Here is a 15035-nt window from a genome sequence, read left to right as displayed (position 1 = left end):
CACCTGCACGCCGGCCGCACCGCCCCCTTCGCCTGCCGTTACGCGCCGTACGCCTTGAAGGCGATCACGTGCGCGTGCCGTGCCCCGTGCGTCGCGTCGACCACGAGCCGCAGCGCCCGGGTGCGCACGGGGCCGCCGTCCGCGGCCTCCAGAGCGTGCACACGGTGGCGGCGCCGGTTGTCCGTCACCGTCAGGAGTGTGTGCCAGGCGCCGGCCGCGTCGCGGCTCTGGACGCGGTAGTCGCGCACGAGTTCCGGCATGACCTCGTACGGGGTGCGGTGCCGATGCAGGTTGTTGAGGTACTCGTCGACGTCGTCGTCGAACACCAGGCGCACCTCGAGGAGTTCTTGCTCGTCGGACCAGTCGAGACGGAGCCACTCCTCGGCGCCCTTCGGTGCGGAGGACCACATGTTCGGTCCGCCGTAGGGCCGTTGGTATCCGCCCGCGGCCCGTTCGGGGTGGAACGCCGTGGTGGCGGGGGCCGCCCGGAAGGCGAAGGTCTGGCGGCGCAGGCCGCGGGCCTGCCATTCCAGGACCAGTTGGCCGTCCTCCTCCGGGATGTCGTGGTCGACGGCCGCGTCTCCCTCGGCCTTCCTGCGCAGGGCGAGAACGCCGTCGGTGCGTTCGGGGAGCAGGACCAGGGCCGTGTCGGGGCAGGCCCGGACGATGAGGATCGCGTTCCGGGGAGTCTCGGGGCGGTGGCCGAGGCGGGCCGTGACCCAGTGGGGGCCGTCGGACGGGACGGTGACCGTGGTCGTGAGGAGACGGTCGGCGGGGACCGCGTTCTCGGGGTTGCCCGTGCCCCAGAGTTCCACGGTGAGTTCGCGGTCGTGGCCGTCGGGGGCGCCGTGGACGAGGAGGTCGACCGTGTCGAGTGCGGGGTCGACCGGCAGGAGGAGAGCGAGGTCGCGGGTGAGGGGGTACGGGGTGCCGGGCGCGTCCTCGGTGGGCTCGGCGGCCAGCCGGGCCAGGTGGGAGGAGGCGCTGACGCGGGCCGTGCGGGCCAGGTTGCCGGGGTCGTCGTCGGCGACACCGATCACGGAGGCGTCCTGGCGCAGCAGGGTGCGGCGCACCAGCTCCGGCCGCCCGGTGGCGAGTTCGCGCGGGGTGAGGCCCTCGGCGACGCAGAGGGCCGCCGCGGTGCCCGCGGCCTCGCCGAGGGTCGCGCAGGTGGCCATGACGCGGGTGGCCCCGAAGGCGATGTGGGTGGCGGAGATGTTCCGCCCGGCGAAGTGCAGGTTGGTGACGTTCGCCGAGTACAGGGAGCGCAGCGGGATGTGGAAGATGCCGTCCGCGTACCGCTGGCGCGCCCCGGGCTCGTCGGCGTACATGCCCTGCACGGGGTGGAGGTCCACCGACCAGCCGCCGAAGGCGACCCCGTCGGCGAACTGGCGCTGCTGGAGGATGTCCTGCTGGGTGAGGACGTGGTCGCCGAGGAAGCGGCGGTACTCGCGCTTGCCGGGGAGGCTGCCGACCCACTCCAGGGTGAGGTTCGCGGCGTCCGGGAACTGGCCGGAGTTCTTGATGTGGTCCCAGATGCCCATGATCACGGCCTGGAGCTCGTCGCGGATGCGCTCGTTGTCGTGGACGGTGTCGAGTTCGCCGCCCCACTCGACCCACCAGTAGTCGCAGCCGTTGTCCCCGGTGCGCAGGATGCGGTTGCGCAGGATGGGTGTGGTGGACAGGTCCTTGGCGTAGGCGGGCGGTACGAACTTCGCGGGCGCTCCGGTGTCCCTGCTGTGGAAGAGGATCGTCGAGCCGAGCAGCGCCCGGTCCGCCTCGGCCGGCGCCCAGGGCTCGTCGAACTCGGCCCGCGCCTCGCGGCCTATGCGGTAGTGGGCGCCGGCGAGGTGGCCGAGCAGGCCGTCTCCGGTGCAGTCGAGGAACTGGCGCGCGTGGAAGGTGATGCGGCGCTCCGAGCCCATCATCCAGCCGGTGCAGGAGTGCACCCGGCGGCTGTCGTCGGGTCCGCTCGCGTCGACCTCGCGCACGTCGGTGTTGAGGTAGAGGTCGATGTTGGGTTCCGCGCGGACGGCGTCGAGGACGACCTGGTCCCAGTAGTAGGGGTTGCCCTCGGGGTTGCGGTACTGGTTCTCGGTGTACAGCTCGCCCATGATTCCGGTCTCGCGGGCCCAGCGGTGCACGCCGTGCGCGGAGGCGCCGCAGACCCAGACACGGACCTCGCTGCTGGCGTTGCCGCCCAGGACGGGCCGGTTGTTGACCAGGGCGACGCGCCGGCCGAGCCGGGCCGCGGCGATGGCCGCGCAGGTCCCCGCCAATCCGCCGCCGATCACGGCGATGTCGTAATGGACCTCTTCTTCCCGCACGTGCGGCCTCCTCGGTGTGGTGCTCGGACTCTCCCCGCAGCAGCGGAGCGGCCTTGAACGTACATCACATCCATATTGTGCAACCACTGTTCAGTCAGTGGGATCCGATGTAAGTTCCGTTGCGGCCACCGGACTCCCCCGCCGCGCACCGAAGAGCACGTTCGGGGCAGGTGGAACGAGTTCGCCGACCCTGCACAGAAACGGCGATTCACCGACCAAAAGGGTTGACTCCATCGCGCAATATGGAGAACGATCCCGCATGCTGCAACTTGCATTCAGCGGAGCAGGGTTGGCGTTCACGCAGGGCCCCGGCACTCCCGCCACCGTTTGAGAGGACAGACCCATGAGTACGGCCGCACCTCCCCAGAAGGCGCCCCCGCCCCGCCAGCGGACCGGCGGACGGCTCTCGAACGGTGCGTTCGCCCTGCTGCTGACCGCGCCGGGACTCGCCCTCTTCGCGGCGATCATCTTCTACCCGCTGCTGTCGGCGCTGTTCACCGGCTTCTTCAGGCAGGATCTGCGGCTGCCGGGACGGGAGTTCGTCGGCCTGGACAACTTCACGTACTGGCTGGACGGCGACTTCCTCACCATCCTGAAGCAGACGCTGGTCTTCACCGTCGGCGCGACCCTCGTCCCCTTCGTGCTCGGCCTGGCGCTCGCGCTCGCGCTGAACACCGGGCTCAAGGGCAACGGTTTCCTGCGCGGCCTGTTCCTGTTCCCCTGGGTGATCCCGGGCGTGGTGGTCTCCTTCCTCTGGATGTGGATCTTCAACGCGAACTACGGGGTGCTCAACGGCGTCCTCATGAAGGCCGGGATCATCGAGGAGTCGGTGGCCTGGCTCGGGCAGCCCGGTACCGCGATGCTCGCCGTCATCGTCACCAAGACCTGGGCCAGCTTCCCCTGGATGATGGTGATGCTGCTGGCCGGTCTGCAGACCGTGCCCAAGGAGCTGCACGAGGCGGCCTCGATGGACGGGGCGGGCTCGGTCCGGCGCTTCTTCGCCGTCACCTGGCCGCAGATCCGCGGTGTCGCCTCGATCGTGCTCCTGCTGGAGTTCATCTGGAACTTCCAGCACTTCGACACCATCTACGTGCTCACCGGCGGCGGGCCGGCCGGTACCACCGAGACCTTCGCGACCGCCGTGTACCAGACCGCTTTCAAGGGCTTCGACATCGGCCGGGCCACCGCTCTGGGCGGACTGTGGATGCTGCTCCTGCTGCTCCTCGTCGTCGTCTACCTCAGAATCACCGAGCGGAAGGGCGACGCCTGATGACCTCCACCACCTCCACCCCGCTGTCCGCCGTGGACCGGCCCCGGTCGCCCGCCACCCGGGCCGGGGGCAGCACCCGGCGCCGTATGCGCAAGGACCTGCTGCGCTCGCGGATCGCCGCCTGGAGTGCGGTCGTCGTCATCGGCGCCTTCGGCCTGCTGCCGGTCTACTGGCTGCTCGCCACCGCTCTGAGCACCCCCGAGTCGACCTTCCAGTTCCCGCCGAAGCTGATACCCACCGATCTCACGCTCGACAACTTCACGGCCCTGGCCGAGAACGACCAGCTGATCAAGTACATGGTCAACTCGCTCGTCGTGGCCTCGATCACCGCCGTGCTGAGCGTGGTGGTCGCCACGTACATGGGCTACTCGTTCTCCAAGTTCCGCTACCGGGGGCGCCGGTCGCTGATGCACCTGGTGCTGGCCTCCCAGATGTTCCCCCAGGCGCTGCTGCTGGTGACCCTGTACACGGTCTTCTCCAGCTTCGGCATGCTCAACACGTACACCGCGCTGGTGCTCTCCTTCACCACGTTCACCATGCCGCTGTGCGTCTGGATGCTGAAGGGCATCTTCGACACCATCCCGGACGCCCTGCTGGAAGCGGCGTCCATCGACGGCGCCTCACGATGGCGGACGCTGCACTCGATCGTGGCGCCGCTGGCCGCCCCCGGGATGGTCGCCGCCGGGCTCTTCGCCTTCGTCCGCGGCTGGAACGACTTCATCTTCGCGCTGACCCTGGCGGACAAGGAGAAGCAGACCCTGCCTCCCGGCCTCGTCTCCACCTACATCGGTGAGTTCCAGACCTCCTGGCCCCAGTTGATGGCGGCGTCGCTCGTGGTCTCCATCCCGGTGGTCGTCGCCTTCATGTTCCTCCAGCGCTATCTCGTCGGCGGCATGACCGCCGGTTCGGTCAAGAGCTGAACCCGCGGGACCGTCCCGCCCCGCGCCCGCACGTACCTTCCCCTCCCGCACACACTCCCCCATGGAGAGATCATGACCACCTCTGGCATCAGCCGCCGCGGCGCGCTGCGCATGTTCGGCATCGGCGCGCTCGGTCTGGCGGGCGCCGGTGTGCTCAGCGCCTGCGCTCCGTCCGGCGCGGGCTCCACCACCAACGGCGGCGACCCGAAGTCCAAGGACTTCGACTTCACCTCCTGGTCGCTCAACGAGGAAGCCGCCAAGCCGTCGATCGAAAAGATCATCGCGGCGTGGGAGAAGGCCCAGAACTCCAGAATTCGCGCGGTCTCGTACCCGTACAACGAGTACCTGAGCCAGCTCACCCTGAAGCTGGGCGGCGGGGAGACGACCGGCGCGGTGCACCTCGACATCGCCTGGCTCGCCGCGATGGCGCAGATGGGCAAGCTGGCCGACCTCGGCCCGGTGGCCGGCAAGGGCGGCTACACCGACGTGGCGCTGAGCAGCGGTACGTACGACGGCACGCAGTACGGGCTGCCGTGGAACACCGGATCGATCGGTGTGATCGCCAACTCCAAGCTCCTGGCGAAGGCCGGGATCAAGGAGCACCCCACCACCGTCGAGGAGTTCGAGGCCGCGTTGCGGGAGCTGAAGGGGCTCGGCGGCGGTGTCGTGCCGTACGCCGCCGCCACCAAGGTCGCGCAGCTCAAGGACATCTTCCCGTGGATGCAGACCTTCGGCTGCAAGCTGCTCGAAGGAGGGAAGGTCACCATAGGTGACGACGCTTCGATCGACGCGGTCACCTGGTACAAGAAGCTGCACGACGAGAAGCTGATCGCCGCCGACGTGGACCGCTTCGACGCGCGCGCCCTGTTCGGGCAGGGCAAGGCGGCCTTCTACGACGACGCGATCATCGGCAAGGGCGTGACCTCCGCCCAGTCGAAGGACAAGACGCTGGCCGACGCCATGCAGCCGATGGAGCGCCCCGTACTCAAGGCCGGGGACACGCCGCAGGCCCTGCTGTGGGGCGGTGTGATCGCGATCGTGAAGGGCAAGGGGCAGGACGCGGCGACCGAGTTCGCGCTGCACACCACCACCGACCTGGCCACCACCTCCCAGTACTTCGCCGAGCGCGCGCTGCCGCCGTCCACCACCGCGGGTCTCGCCGCTCCCGAGGTCGCCAAGGACACCTTCTCCACGGAGTGGACGAGCAAGATCACCAAGACGGCGACCGGCAGCCCCTTCTGGCAGTTCGCGCAGAACTCGCAGATCGAGGAGGCCGTCGCCAAGCAGGTGCAGGCCGTCCTCGTCGGCACCTCGAAGCCGAAGGACGCGATGAAGCAGGCCGGCGAGGAGGTCGCCGCGTTCATCAAGCGCTGAGGCCCGGCGGACACGGCAGCCGGCACCGCACTCCGGGCCCGGTGAACGTGGCACGGCCCCGCGTCGGGCCCCTCCCCGTGCTCCACCCCGCACTCACCCCGCACGACGACCGTGTCGGCCGGCCCCCGGGCCGCCGCCGTACGCGTCATCTCCACGCCCGCATCCGCGAAGAGCAAAGGAGCTCATCATGCGACGTCCCACGGCACGCACGTACACCGCCTCGGCCACGGCCCTGGCCGCCCTCCTCCTGCCCGTACCGGCCGCCGGGGCCGACACCGCGCAGGGCACGGCAGCGGCGGCGACGGTGATCGAGAAGGTCCCGTACACGATGGACTCGTCGAACCAGGCCGCCTGGTGGACGCCGGTGGCGACGTACAAGGGTCGCGGCCAGTACACGTACTTCGCCTTCAACGAGCCGGGATCGACGGCCGCCACGCACCGGCCCGCCATCGCACGGCGCGACCCGGACGGGGTCTGGAGCAAGCTGCCGCTGCTCAACAGCGACGGACAGCAGGCCGAGTTCGCCGACGACAACGGGCACAACCAGCCGTCGGTCGCACGCGACGGCAGCGGACGCCTGCACGTCTTCACCTCCATGCACGCCAATGCCTGGCGCTACTTCCGCACCGAGGCCCCCGGCGGCGACGTCACCGACCACGCGTCCGAACTGCCTGACCAGGGCGTGGGCATCACCTACCCGGTCGTCACCACGGCGCCCAACGGCGACCTCTATCTGGCGGCCCGCGTCGGTGCGGGCTCCGACCAGCGCCCCGGCAAGCTGTACCGCTGGGACAACGCCAACTCCCGCTGGACCACGGTCGCGACCTTCGCCGGCGCGCTGAACCGCTCGGTGTACCCCGACGACATCACGGTGGACGCCTCCGGTCGCGTCCACCTCCTCTACGAGTGGGCGAAGGCGCCGGCGACCGCGTTCCGCCACCAGCTCTCGTACCTGACCTACGACCCGTCGACCGGCGCCTTCGCGGACAGTACGGGCGCGACGGTCACCACTCCGGTCACGCCCGCCACCTCCGACGTGATCCAGGACCTCACCGCCGGCGAGGAGTGGAGCATCGACAACGCCTACACCGGTCCGGCGGTGCAGAGCGCCAAGCTCACCCTCGACGGCTCCACCCCGAAGGTCGCCTACCGCTACCGCTCCGCGGACAGCGGCGGTGACTTCCGCGTGTACTACGCCTATCCGAGTGGCAGCGACTGGGTGGAGAAGGTCGTGTACGCCGGCGGGCAGACAGCAGCCGCGCTCGGCATCACCTGGGACGAGGCGGACAGCAAGCGGGTCTACTACGTGACCACCTCGGGCACCGACCGGGTCTACTCCGCGACACAGTCGGCGGACGGGGCCTGGACCGCGCAGTCCGCCGCGCCGGGCGTGAGCGCGGACCGGCTCGCGGTACGGCGCGACTCGGACGGTCACGACGTGCTCTACCTTCCGGACACCGCGCACAATTCGCTGTACTACGGCCTCCGTTGAGGTAGAACCGCGCCGACCGCGCCGTCCGTGCGAGGCTGTTCCGCCCCCGCACGGACGGCGCGGTCGGTCAGGTCGCCGCCCTGCTCGCCAGGTACTCGTCCAGCCCCTCACCGGTGAGCGGGTAGTAGTCGGACAGGAGGCCGCCCTCGTCGAGGCGGCGACGTGCGAACGCCTCGCGGTCCTGGTGCAGCAGCGAGTCCTCGGCCAGCGGGACCGCCCGGTCCTGCGGTACGACCACGGCGCCGTCCTCGTCGGCCACGATCAGGTCCCCCGGGGTGACCAGGGTGCCACCGACACCCACCGGCACGTTGAACGCGGAGGGGAAGAGTTCGGTCTGCGAGGCGTAGTGCGGAGTGACCCCGGTGCACCAGACCGGCACGCCCAGCGCCCGGATCCGGGCCGCGTCCCGCACCCGGCCGTCCACGACGATCCCGGCGCCGCCGCGCAGTTTGAAGTAGCGCACCAGCATGTCGCCGAGGCAGCCGGTGAAGTGGCTCCCCTGCGCCGCGATCACCAGCACGTCGCCGGGCCGAATCGATTCCAGCACGCCCCACAGCGGGGTCTTGCGCTCGATGTCCTCCTGTTCGGCACCGTTGAAGACGTCCTCGCGCTGCGGAAGGAACTGGAGGGTCACCGCACCTCCGGTGACCTTGATGTCCGGCTCCCGGTGCAGCGGCACGGGCCCGTCGATGAAGGTGCGGGTGATGCCCATCTGGTGCAGCTTGGCGCAGGCGGTGGCCGCGCTCACGTCCGCGAGCGCGTCCACCATCCGCCGTGTCGGTCTCCGGAAGGAGGAGGTGTGGACCGGTGACCGCATCGATGCGTAGACCGGGGTCTCGCCCGCGGCGGACGTTCCTTGACTGCTGCTCGGGTTCATGTCCGTGCCTCTCCTCGCGCGCTCTCCGCGCGCAACACCAGTGACATTCATCGCCTATCGATGGTAGATAACCTCCTATCGATTAGTGCTGTCAATCCGTCAGGAGACCTCCGTGCCCACTGCGTCCGGCGGCTGGTTCGAGACCGCGCGCTTCGGCTTGTTCGTCCACTTCGGCCTGTACAGCCTCGCCGCGCGCCACGAGTGGGTACGCAGCCGGGAGTCCATGTCCCAGGCCGCGTACGACCGTTATCTGGAACGGTTCGACCCGGACCGCTTCGACGCGCGCGAACTCGCGCGGGAGGCGCGGCGAGCGGGGATGCGCTACGCCGTGCTCACCGCCAAGCACCACGACGGGTTCTGCCTCTTCGACTCGTCGCTCACCGACTACACCTCGGTGCGCGCGGCCGGCCGGGACCTGGTGGCCGAGTTCGCGGAGGCGATGCGCGCCGAGGGCCTGCGGGTCGGCCTCTACTACTCGCTTCTCGACTGGCACCACCCCGGCTTCCCGGTCGACGAGCACCATCCGCTGCGCGGCTCGGCGGACGGACGCGAGGCGGGCGACCTGTCGGGCTACCGGGCGTACATGCGGGGCCAGGTGCGGGAGTTGCTCACCGGCTACGGCGATGTCGACCTGCTCTTCTTCGACTTCACGTACCCGGGCATGGGGCCCGAGCAGTGGGGGGCGAAAGAGCTCATGGAGACGGTCCGTGAGTTGCGGCCCGGGATCCTCGTGAACGACCGGCTGGGCATACCCGGCGACTACGTGACGCCCGAGCAGTACCAGCCCGACCGGCCGCTGGAGCGCGACGGCGTGCGGGTGCCGTGGGAGGCGTGCCACACCCTCAACGGGTCCTGGGGCTACGACCGCGACAACCACGACTTCAAGGACCCGTCCCAGCTGGTCCGCATGCTGGTCCAGTCGGTCTCCTGCGGCGGCAATCTGATTCTCAACGTCGGTCCCGACGGCAGGGGTTCGCTCGACCGGCGGGCACGGGACACCCTGCGGGCCATCGCGGAGTGGAGCGCCCCGCACTCCCGCGCCGTGCACGGTGCGGGGCCCTCCTCCTTCCGGCCGCCGGCGAACGCCCTGTACACGCAGGCAGGTCGCCGCCTCTATCTGCACCTGCTCGCCTGGCCGCTCACGCACCTCCACCTCCCCGGTCTGGCCGGGCGGGTGCGCTATGCCCAACTACTGCACGACGGTTCGGAGATCGCCTTCCACGAGGTCGACGGCACCCGCCACGAACACAACAACCTGGCTCCGCCCAGCCAGCCGCCGGGCACCCTGACCCTGACCCTGCCCGTCGCACGACCCGACGTCTTGCTGCCGGTGATCGAACTCTTCTTGGAGGAGGGCGAGTTGGCTTCGTGACGGAGCGAGGGGTGCACGGCCGGCCGGGCGGACGGCGGAAGGAAGCGGTTTCGGCAGCGCCCTTGAACATGCGGGGTGCCGCCCCTAGCATCAGCTATCGATAGGCGATTGAAGCAACGCCTACCGGGAGCCGCCCGCACCTCTCGGGCGACGCATCCCCTCCCCCCCTCCCCGCCGAACCCGAACGAGCGCCCGCGCTGCAGGTCGGCTATCGATTATTCATGACTACGCAATGGAGCGTGTCCGATGAGAACCAAGTGGCACCGAGCCTCCGCACTCGCCGTGGCTCCGCTGGTGATGGCAACCGCCGTAGCCTGCGGAGGGAGCGGGTCCGACGAGGCCGCGGGGGGCACGACTCTCCGCATCATCGTCAACATCTCGCCGAACCTGACGGAGCAGTACTGGAAAGGCCTCTTCGCCACGTACGAGAAGAGCCACCCCGACGTGCACGTGAAGCTGGAGCTGACCGGCACCATCTCGGCCAACGCCAAGCTGACCCAGGACCTCGCGGCCGGCGACCCGCCCGACATCGCCCAGCAGATCGTGCCTGCCCCCGACACGGCCAAGCTCTTCGCCGACCTGTCCGACCAGGCGTGGGCGAAGGACACTCCGCTGGTCGACCAGTACGCCGTCGACGGCAGGACGTACATGGTCGGCGTGGGCGAGCAGATCCAGTCGCTGGTCTTCTACAACAAGGCGGCCTTCGCGAAGGCCGGCGTGGACGCGACGGAGATCCGGACGCTGGACCAGTTCTCCGTCGCCATGGGCCGTCTGAAGTCGGCGGGCTACGAGCCGCTGCAGACCGCCGGCCAGTGGGTGACGGGCGGTCAGTTCTCGATGATGGCCGACGCCGGCGTACTCACCGAGAACCCGCAGTGGATCAAGCAGCGCAACGACGGCAAGGTCTCCTTCGCCGACAGCGGCTACGTGCCGTACCTGAAGCGCTACGAGGAGTGGATCGACAAGGGGTACCTCAAGAAGAGCGCGCTGGGGCTGACGTACGCCGACGGGCAGACGTCCTTCCTCAACGGCAAGTCGGCCATGTACGTGATGGGTTCCTTCCTCGTGCCCGCGGCGGACGCGGCGAAGAAGAGCGACGAGATCGGCGTCTTCGCGATGCCGACCGACGGCGCCTACCCGTCGGGCCAGTTCGGCAATGTCTCCAACCCCTACACGGTGGTCGAGCAGTCGCACCACAAGGCCGAGGCGATCGAGTTCGTGAAGTGGCTGGTCACCGACGAGGAGGCCATCCGCAGCCAGCTCGCCGCGGACGGCAATCTGCGCCCGGGCTTCAGCTATCCGATGTCCAGCCTCGGAACCGCGGTGCAGAAGATCCTCGACGCGACGCCCTCGGTGCTGGTGAAGTCCGGTGAGAACCAGCCGGTCGCCGGGTTCAGCGACGAACTCAACAAGCAGATCCAGTCCTTGTACACGGGCACCTCCGCGAAGGATGCCGCGCGCGGATTGGACAAGTGGTGGAACTCGCAGAACTGACACCGCGGGCACGGCGCTCCGTCGCCGCCTCCCCGCGCGCGGACACCGGCCGCGGACGCGCCCGCCTCCGCGAGGCCGCCGTCACGTTCGGCATGATGGGCCCGGCCGTGCTCCTGTACACGGTGCTGACGGTCGTGCCGGTCGGCGTGGCGGTCTACCTCAGCTTCACGGACTGGGACGGCTTCTCCACCGCGAAGCTCATCGGGTGGGAGAACTACCAGCACCTCTTCGACGACCCGAGTTCGACACAGGCCTGGTACGTGACCGCGCTGATCACCTCGATCGGCACCGCCCTGATGGTGGGCGCGGGCCTGGTGTACGCGCTGATCCTCAAGGACAAGTCGCGTACGAACTCCTTCTTCCGCGCGGTCGCCTACTTCCCGCACGTGATCAGCGCGTTGATCCTCGGCTATCTGTGGGCGGCGATCCTCGGCACGAACGGGGCGATCAACAACACGCTCGCCAAGTTCGGCATGGAGCCGGTCGGCTTCCTCTTCGACGAGAAGTTCGCGCTGTACACCCTGATCGGCGTCATCGTGTGGGCCGGATTCGGCTTCAACGTCGTCCTGTTCGTCGCCGCCCTGCAGACCGTTCCGGCCGAGCTCCTGGAAGCGGCGGCGATCGACGGCGCCAACAGGCGCCAGATCAATCTGCGCATCGTGGTCCCGATGATCGCGCCCGTGGTCACCGTGGCGACCGTACTGAATCTGGTCGGTCTGCTGAGGGCGTACGACATCGTGGTCAGCCTCACCGGCGGCGGTCCGGCCGGTTCGACGCAGACCTTCACCTATCTCATTCTCGCCCGGTCCTTCGAGGGCACCAAGGTCGGCTACGCGACGGCCCAAGCGGTCTTCCTGATGGTCGTCTCCGCCGCGCTCGCCCTCGTCGTGACCGCGCTGCGCAACCGCCAAGACCAAGCTGCGACCGGTTAGGAGCCGATGGTGGTCGTCACTGAACCAAGGGTCCGCGACAGGCCGCGGACCTCACCGGTCCCTGCCTCCGAGGTCTCTTCGGCGAAACGGCGGGAAGCCCGCTCGCCCCTGCGCCCGGTACTCCTCGGCCTGCTGTGCGTCGTCATGATCGTGCCGGTGTACCTGCTCGTCGTGAACGCCTTCAAGTCGCAACAGGACATCCTCGACAGCCCGTTCTCGATTCCGCTGAGCGCTCTGACCTTCGAGCACATGTCCGCCGCCATCGGCAATCCGCAGTACAACGTCATCGGCGGCTACGGCTTCACGCTCTTCCTCGTCGTCGCCGTGGACATCCTGTGCATCGCACTGGCGGGACCGGCCGCGTACGCGATCGCCCGCAGCCTCAAGAAGCGGACGCAGCTGGTGCTGCTGTACTTCCTGGCCGGCACGTTCATCCCCGGTGCGGCCGTGATCATCCCGGTGATCTACGTACTGCGCGAGGTCGGCCTCGCCAACACCGTGACCGGCCTGGTCGCACACGACGTGGCCTCGACGCTGCCCGTCAGCATCTTCCTCTTCGTGGGCTTCATCCGCGCGATCCCGGTGGACATCGACCACGCGGCGACGATCGACGGCGCGGGCCGCTACCGGACCTTCTGGACCATCATCTTCCCGCTGATGCGTCCTGCGGTCGTCACCGTCCTGATCCTCAACTCCATCGGGATCTGGAACGACTTCATCTCCCCGCAGATCCTGCTCAGCCCGTCGTCCGGTCACTACACCGTGACGACGGCGATCTACGCGGGCATCAGCCAGTACTCCACCGATCTGACGAAGGTGTTCCCCAACCTTCTGCTCGCCGTCGCGCCCGTGATCATCTTCTTCGTCTACATGCAGCGCCACATCATCAGCGGTCTGACGGTGGGCGCGGTGAAGGGATGAGCGGGCGCATCGTTTCCCTCCGGAGAAAGGACCATTCAGTGTCGAGGAGAAGGTGGCCACGCCCCGGTACGGGCTCGTGGTCCGCAGCCGCCCTGCTCGCTTCGCTCTCCGTCGTGACGGCCGCCGTTCCGGCCGCCGCGCACCCCCACCCGCACAAGCCGCTGGGGGGCGCGGTCTACCACGTCGCCCCGTCGGGCCAGGACTCCCGCACCGGCACCAGCGCGGGCCAGGCGTTCCAGCACATCCAGCGGTGTGCCGACGTCATGGGCCCCGGGGACACCTGTCTGATCGAGTCCGGCACGTACGCCGAGACCGTCGTGCCGGCCCGGTCGGGCACCGCCGCGTTGCCGATCACCTACCGGGCGGCGCCGGGGGCGACGGTGACGCTGAGCGGAACCGCGCCGGTGCGGGGGTTCTCGCCCGTCACCGGCGCGGACGTCGCGGAGATCGCCGAGAGCGATCCGTACGTCCAGGACTCCGCGTTCAGCGCCGCGGTGGCAGCCGGACACGTCTACAGCGCCTCCGCCGACCTGGGGTCCGACGTGACGACCGTGCAGGTCTTCACCGACAAGAAGGCGGGCGTCGAGGCGCAGTGGCCCTACCCGGGGCTCGACCTGCTCGACCCCGCGCTCCAGTACGCGGACACGGGGAGCGCGGACGCGACGATCGCGGACGCCGCCCTGACCCGGCCCGCAGGATACTGGGACGGCGCACGGGCCCTGACCGGCTACTGGTACATCTCGGCGACCGGCACGGTGAAGAGCTCGGCCGTCGGCTCGGTGACGCTCGACGTGGCGCCCCCTTGTGTGCACAAGGTCGTGCCGAAGGAGACGCGGTACGCCCTTTCCGGGAAGATCGGTGAGCTCTCGCGCCCGGGCGAGTGGTTCTACGATCCCACCGCCAAGCGGCTGTACCTCTACAGCGAGGACGACCCGGCCGCGCACACGGTCGAGGCGAAGAGCCGCACCCTGGCGTTCGACCTGACGGCCGCGAGTCACACGACGGTCGCGGACCTCGGGCTGTTCGCCTCCACCATCAGGACGGGACCGACAAGCACGGGCGTGACGCTGGACGCGATCGACGGTACGTACCTGTCGCACTACACCGACATCACGCGCGGCGCGACCGACTGCGGGAGCACGGTCACGCGCGGCGTCGGCGACACGGGCATCGTCCTCGACGGGACGTACAACAAGATCACCAACAGTGATCTGTCGCTGAGCGCGGGCAACGGCATCGCCCTGCGCGGCCAGAACAACACCGCCACCAACAACGTGATCCACGACGTCGACTACCTGGGGACGTACGCGGCGGGCATCGCCGTGCAGGGCAACAGCCAGACGGTCACCCACAACACGATTCACCGGGTCGGCCGGAGCGGGATCAACCTCCAGTGGAACACGGTGGAGGGCCTCACCCCGGGCAAGGATCTGATCGCGTACAACGACATCTCGGGGTACGCCCGCCTCAGCCTGGACGTCGCCGCGATCTACACCTGCTGCAGCGCGTACATGATGGGGACCTCCATCGACCACAACGTGCTGCACGATCCGGAGCCGGCCACGACGCTCACCACCTTCGGGATCTCGGGCGTCTACGCCGACAACGGGCAGAGCGACCTGGTGATCGCGAACAACGTGGGCTGGGGCAACCGGGAGGGCACGGTGATGCTGAACGGTCTGGGCACCGGCTCGCACGACAACGGGGTGTACAACAACACCGGGGGGATGACCCTGTTCTACGTCAAGGAGGCGGGGCAGTCGACCGGCACGAAGATCTACAACAACGTGGGCGCCATCCGCGGACTGACCGGTGCCACCGACGGCGGTCTGGTGCTCTCGAACAACCTCCCGGCGGAGACCGATCCGCTCTTCGTCGACGCGGCCGGGCACGACTTCCGGCTGACCGCCGACTCGCCCGCGCGAGGGCAGGCGATCGCGCTGCCGGGCATCAACGACGGCTCGACGGACGCGGTGCCGAGCCTCGGCGCCTACCAGTACGGGGCGCCGAAGTGGGTGGCGGGGGCCGCCCGTTGAGTTCGGTCGCGTAGGCGAGA

At 69.2% G+C, this 15035-nt stretch carries 11 protein-coding genes; 9 read left to right on the top strand and 2 right to left on the bottom strand.

Features of this window, described 5'->3' with window-relative positions; all coding sequences use genetic code 11:
- Positions 1–38: 38 nt before the first annotated feature.
- Positions 39–2327: an FAD-dependent oxidoreductase gene (locus tag ACFWEE_RS30650; protein WP_386894134.1), complete on the bottom strand. Its 2289-nt coding sequence runs from the start codon at positions 2325–2327 to the stop codon at positions 39–41.
- Positions 2328–2670: 343 nt separating this feature from the next.
- Here ACFWEE_RS30650 and ACFWEE_RS30645 point away from each other — a divergent pair, with 343 nt between their 5' ends.
- The 4 genes from ACFWEE_RS30645 to ACFWEE_RS30630 all read left to right on the top strand — a co-directional run bounded on the left by ACFWEE_RS30645 (position 2671) and on the right by ACFWEE_RS30630 (position 7383).
- Positions 2671–3597: a carbohydrate ABC transporter permease gene (locus ACFWEE_RS30645; RefSeq protein ID WP_386894132.1), complete on the top strand. Its 927-nt coding sequence runs from the start codon at positions 2671–2673 to the stop codon at positions 3595–3597.
- On the top strand, positions 3597–4517 hold the full coding sequence (locus ACFWEE_RS30640; protein WP_386894130.1) for a carbohydrate ABC transporter permease: 921 nt from the start codon (positions 3597–3599) through the stop codon (positions 4515–4517). The genes ACFWEE_RS30645 and ACFWEE_RS30640 overlap by 1 nt, the downstream gene beginning before the upstream one ends.
- A gap of 72 nt (positions 4518–4589) precedes the next feature.
- Positions 4590–5891 carry an ABC transporter substrate-binding protein gene (locus ACFWEE_RS30635; RefSeq protein ID WP_386894128.1) on the top strand — a complete coding sequence of 434 codons (1302 nt, stop codon included), beginning with the start codon at positions 4590–4592 and terminating at the stop codon, positions 5889–5891.
- A gap of 187 nt (positions 5892–6078) precedes the next feature.
- On the top strand, positions 6079–7383 hold the full coding sequence (locus ACFWEE_RS30630; protein WP_386894126.1) for a BNR-4 repeat-containing protein: 1305 nt from the start codon (positions 6079–6081) through the stop codon (positions 7381–7383).
- Positions 7384–7450: 67 nt separating this feature from the next.
- On the opposite strand, the gene ACFWEE_RS30625 is transcribed toward ACFWEE_RS30630, so the two are convergent.
- A complete protein-coding gene (locus tag ACFWEE_RS30625; RefSeq protein ID WP_386894124.1) occupies positions 7451–8260 on the bottom strand; it encodes a ribonuclease activity regulator RraA in 810 nt (269 codons plus the stop codon).
- A 112-nt stretch (positions 8261–8372) separates the two neighbouring features.
- On the opposite strand from ACFWEE_RS30625, the gene ACFWEE_RS30620 reads away from it, so the two are divergent.
- From ACFWEE_RS30620 to ACFWEE_RS30600, 5 genes are all read left to right on the top strand, one after another.
- Positions 8373–9632, top strand: coding sequence for an alpha-L-fucosidase (locus ACFWEE_RS30620; protein WP_386894122.1), 1260 nt, complete (start codon positions 8373–8375; stop codon positions 9630–9632).
- A gap of 246 nt (positions 9633–9878) precedes the next feature.
- Positions 9879–11126, top strand: a complete 1248-nt coding sequence (locus tag ACFWEE_RS30615) for an ABC transporter substrate-binding protein (protein WP_386894120.1) — start codon at positions 9879–9881, stop codon at positions 11124–11126.
- Positions 11105–12058, top strand: coding sequence for a carbohydrate ABC transporter permease (locus tag ACFWEE_RS30610; protein ID WP_386894118.1), 954 nt, complete (start codon positions 11105–11107; stop codon positions 12056–12058). The genes ACFWEE_RS30615 and ACFWEE_RS30610 overlap by 22 nt, the downstream gene beginning before the upstream one ends.
- A gap of 144 nt (positions 12059–12202) precedes the next feature.
- Positions 12203–12979 (top strand): carbohydrate ABC transporter permease, encoded by a 777-nt coding sequence (locus ACFWEE_RS30605; protein ID WP_386894116.1) that lies wholly within the window; start codon positions 12203–12205, stop codon positions 12977–12979.
- A gap of 38 nt (positions 12980–13017) precedes the next feature.
- A complete protein-coding gene (locus ACFWEE_RS30600; RefSeq protein ID WP_386894114.1) occupies positions 13018–15015 on the top strand; it encodes a right-handed parallel beta-helix repeat-containing protein in 1998 nt (665 codons plus the stop codon).
- Positions 15016–15035 lie beyond the last annotated feature (20 nt).

It is taken from the genome of Streptomyces sp. NPDC060184 (genome assembly GCF_042728795.1).
In the GTDB taxonomy this organism is placed as follows: Bacteria; Actinomycetota; Actinomycetes; order Streptomycetales; family Streptomycetaceae; genus Streptomyces.
Note: the sequence above shows the minus strand (reverse complement) of the source record. Positions and strands in the feature narration are given on the sequence as shown.

Bases quoted from the DNA above. Each gene is read 5' to 3' on its own strand.
- ACFWEE_RS30645 (WP_386894132.1), top strand. From the start codon at position 2,671: ATGAGTACGGCCGCACCTCCCCAGAAGGCGCCCCCGCCCCGCCAGCGG.
- ACFWEE_RS30640 (WP_386894130.1), top strand. From the start codon at position 3,597: ATGACCTCCACCACCTCCACCCCGCTGTCCGCCGTGGACCGGCCCCGG.
- ACFWEE_RS30635 (WP_386894128.1), top strand. From the start codon at position 4,590: ATGACCACCTCTGGCATCAGCCGCCGCGGCGCGCTGCGCATGTTCGGC.
- ACFWEE_RS30630 (WP_386894126.1), top strand. From the start codon at position 6,079: ATGCGACGTCCCACGGCACGCACGTACACCGCCTCGGCCACGGCCCTG.
- ACFWEE_RS30625 (WP_386894124.1), bottom strand. From the start codon at position 8,260: ATGAACCCGAGCAGCAGTCAAGGAACGTCCGCCGCGGGCGAGACCCCG.
- ACFWEE_RS30615 (WP_386894120.1), top strand. From the start codon at position 9,879: ATGAGAACCAAGTGGCACCGAGCCTCCGCACTCGCCGTGGCTCCGCTG.
- ACFWEE_RS30605 (WP_386894116.1), top strand. From the start codon at position 12,203: ATGATCGTGCCGGTGTACCTGCTCGTCGTGAACGCCTTCAAGTCGCAA.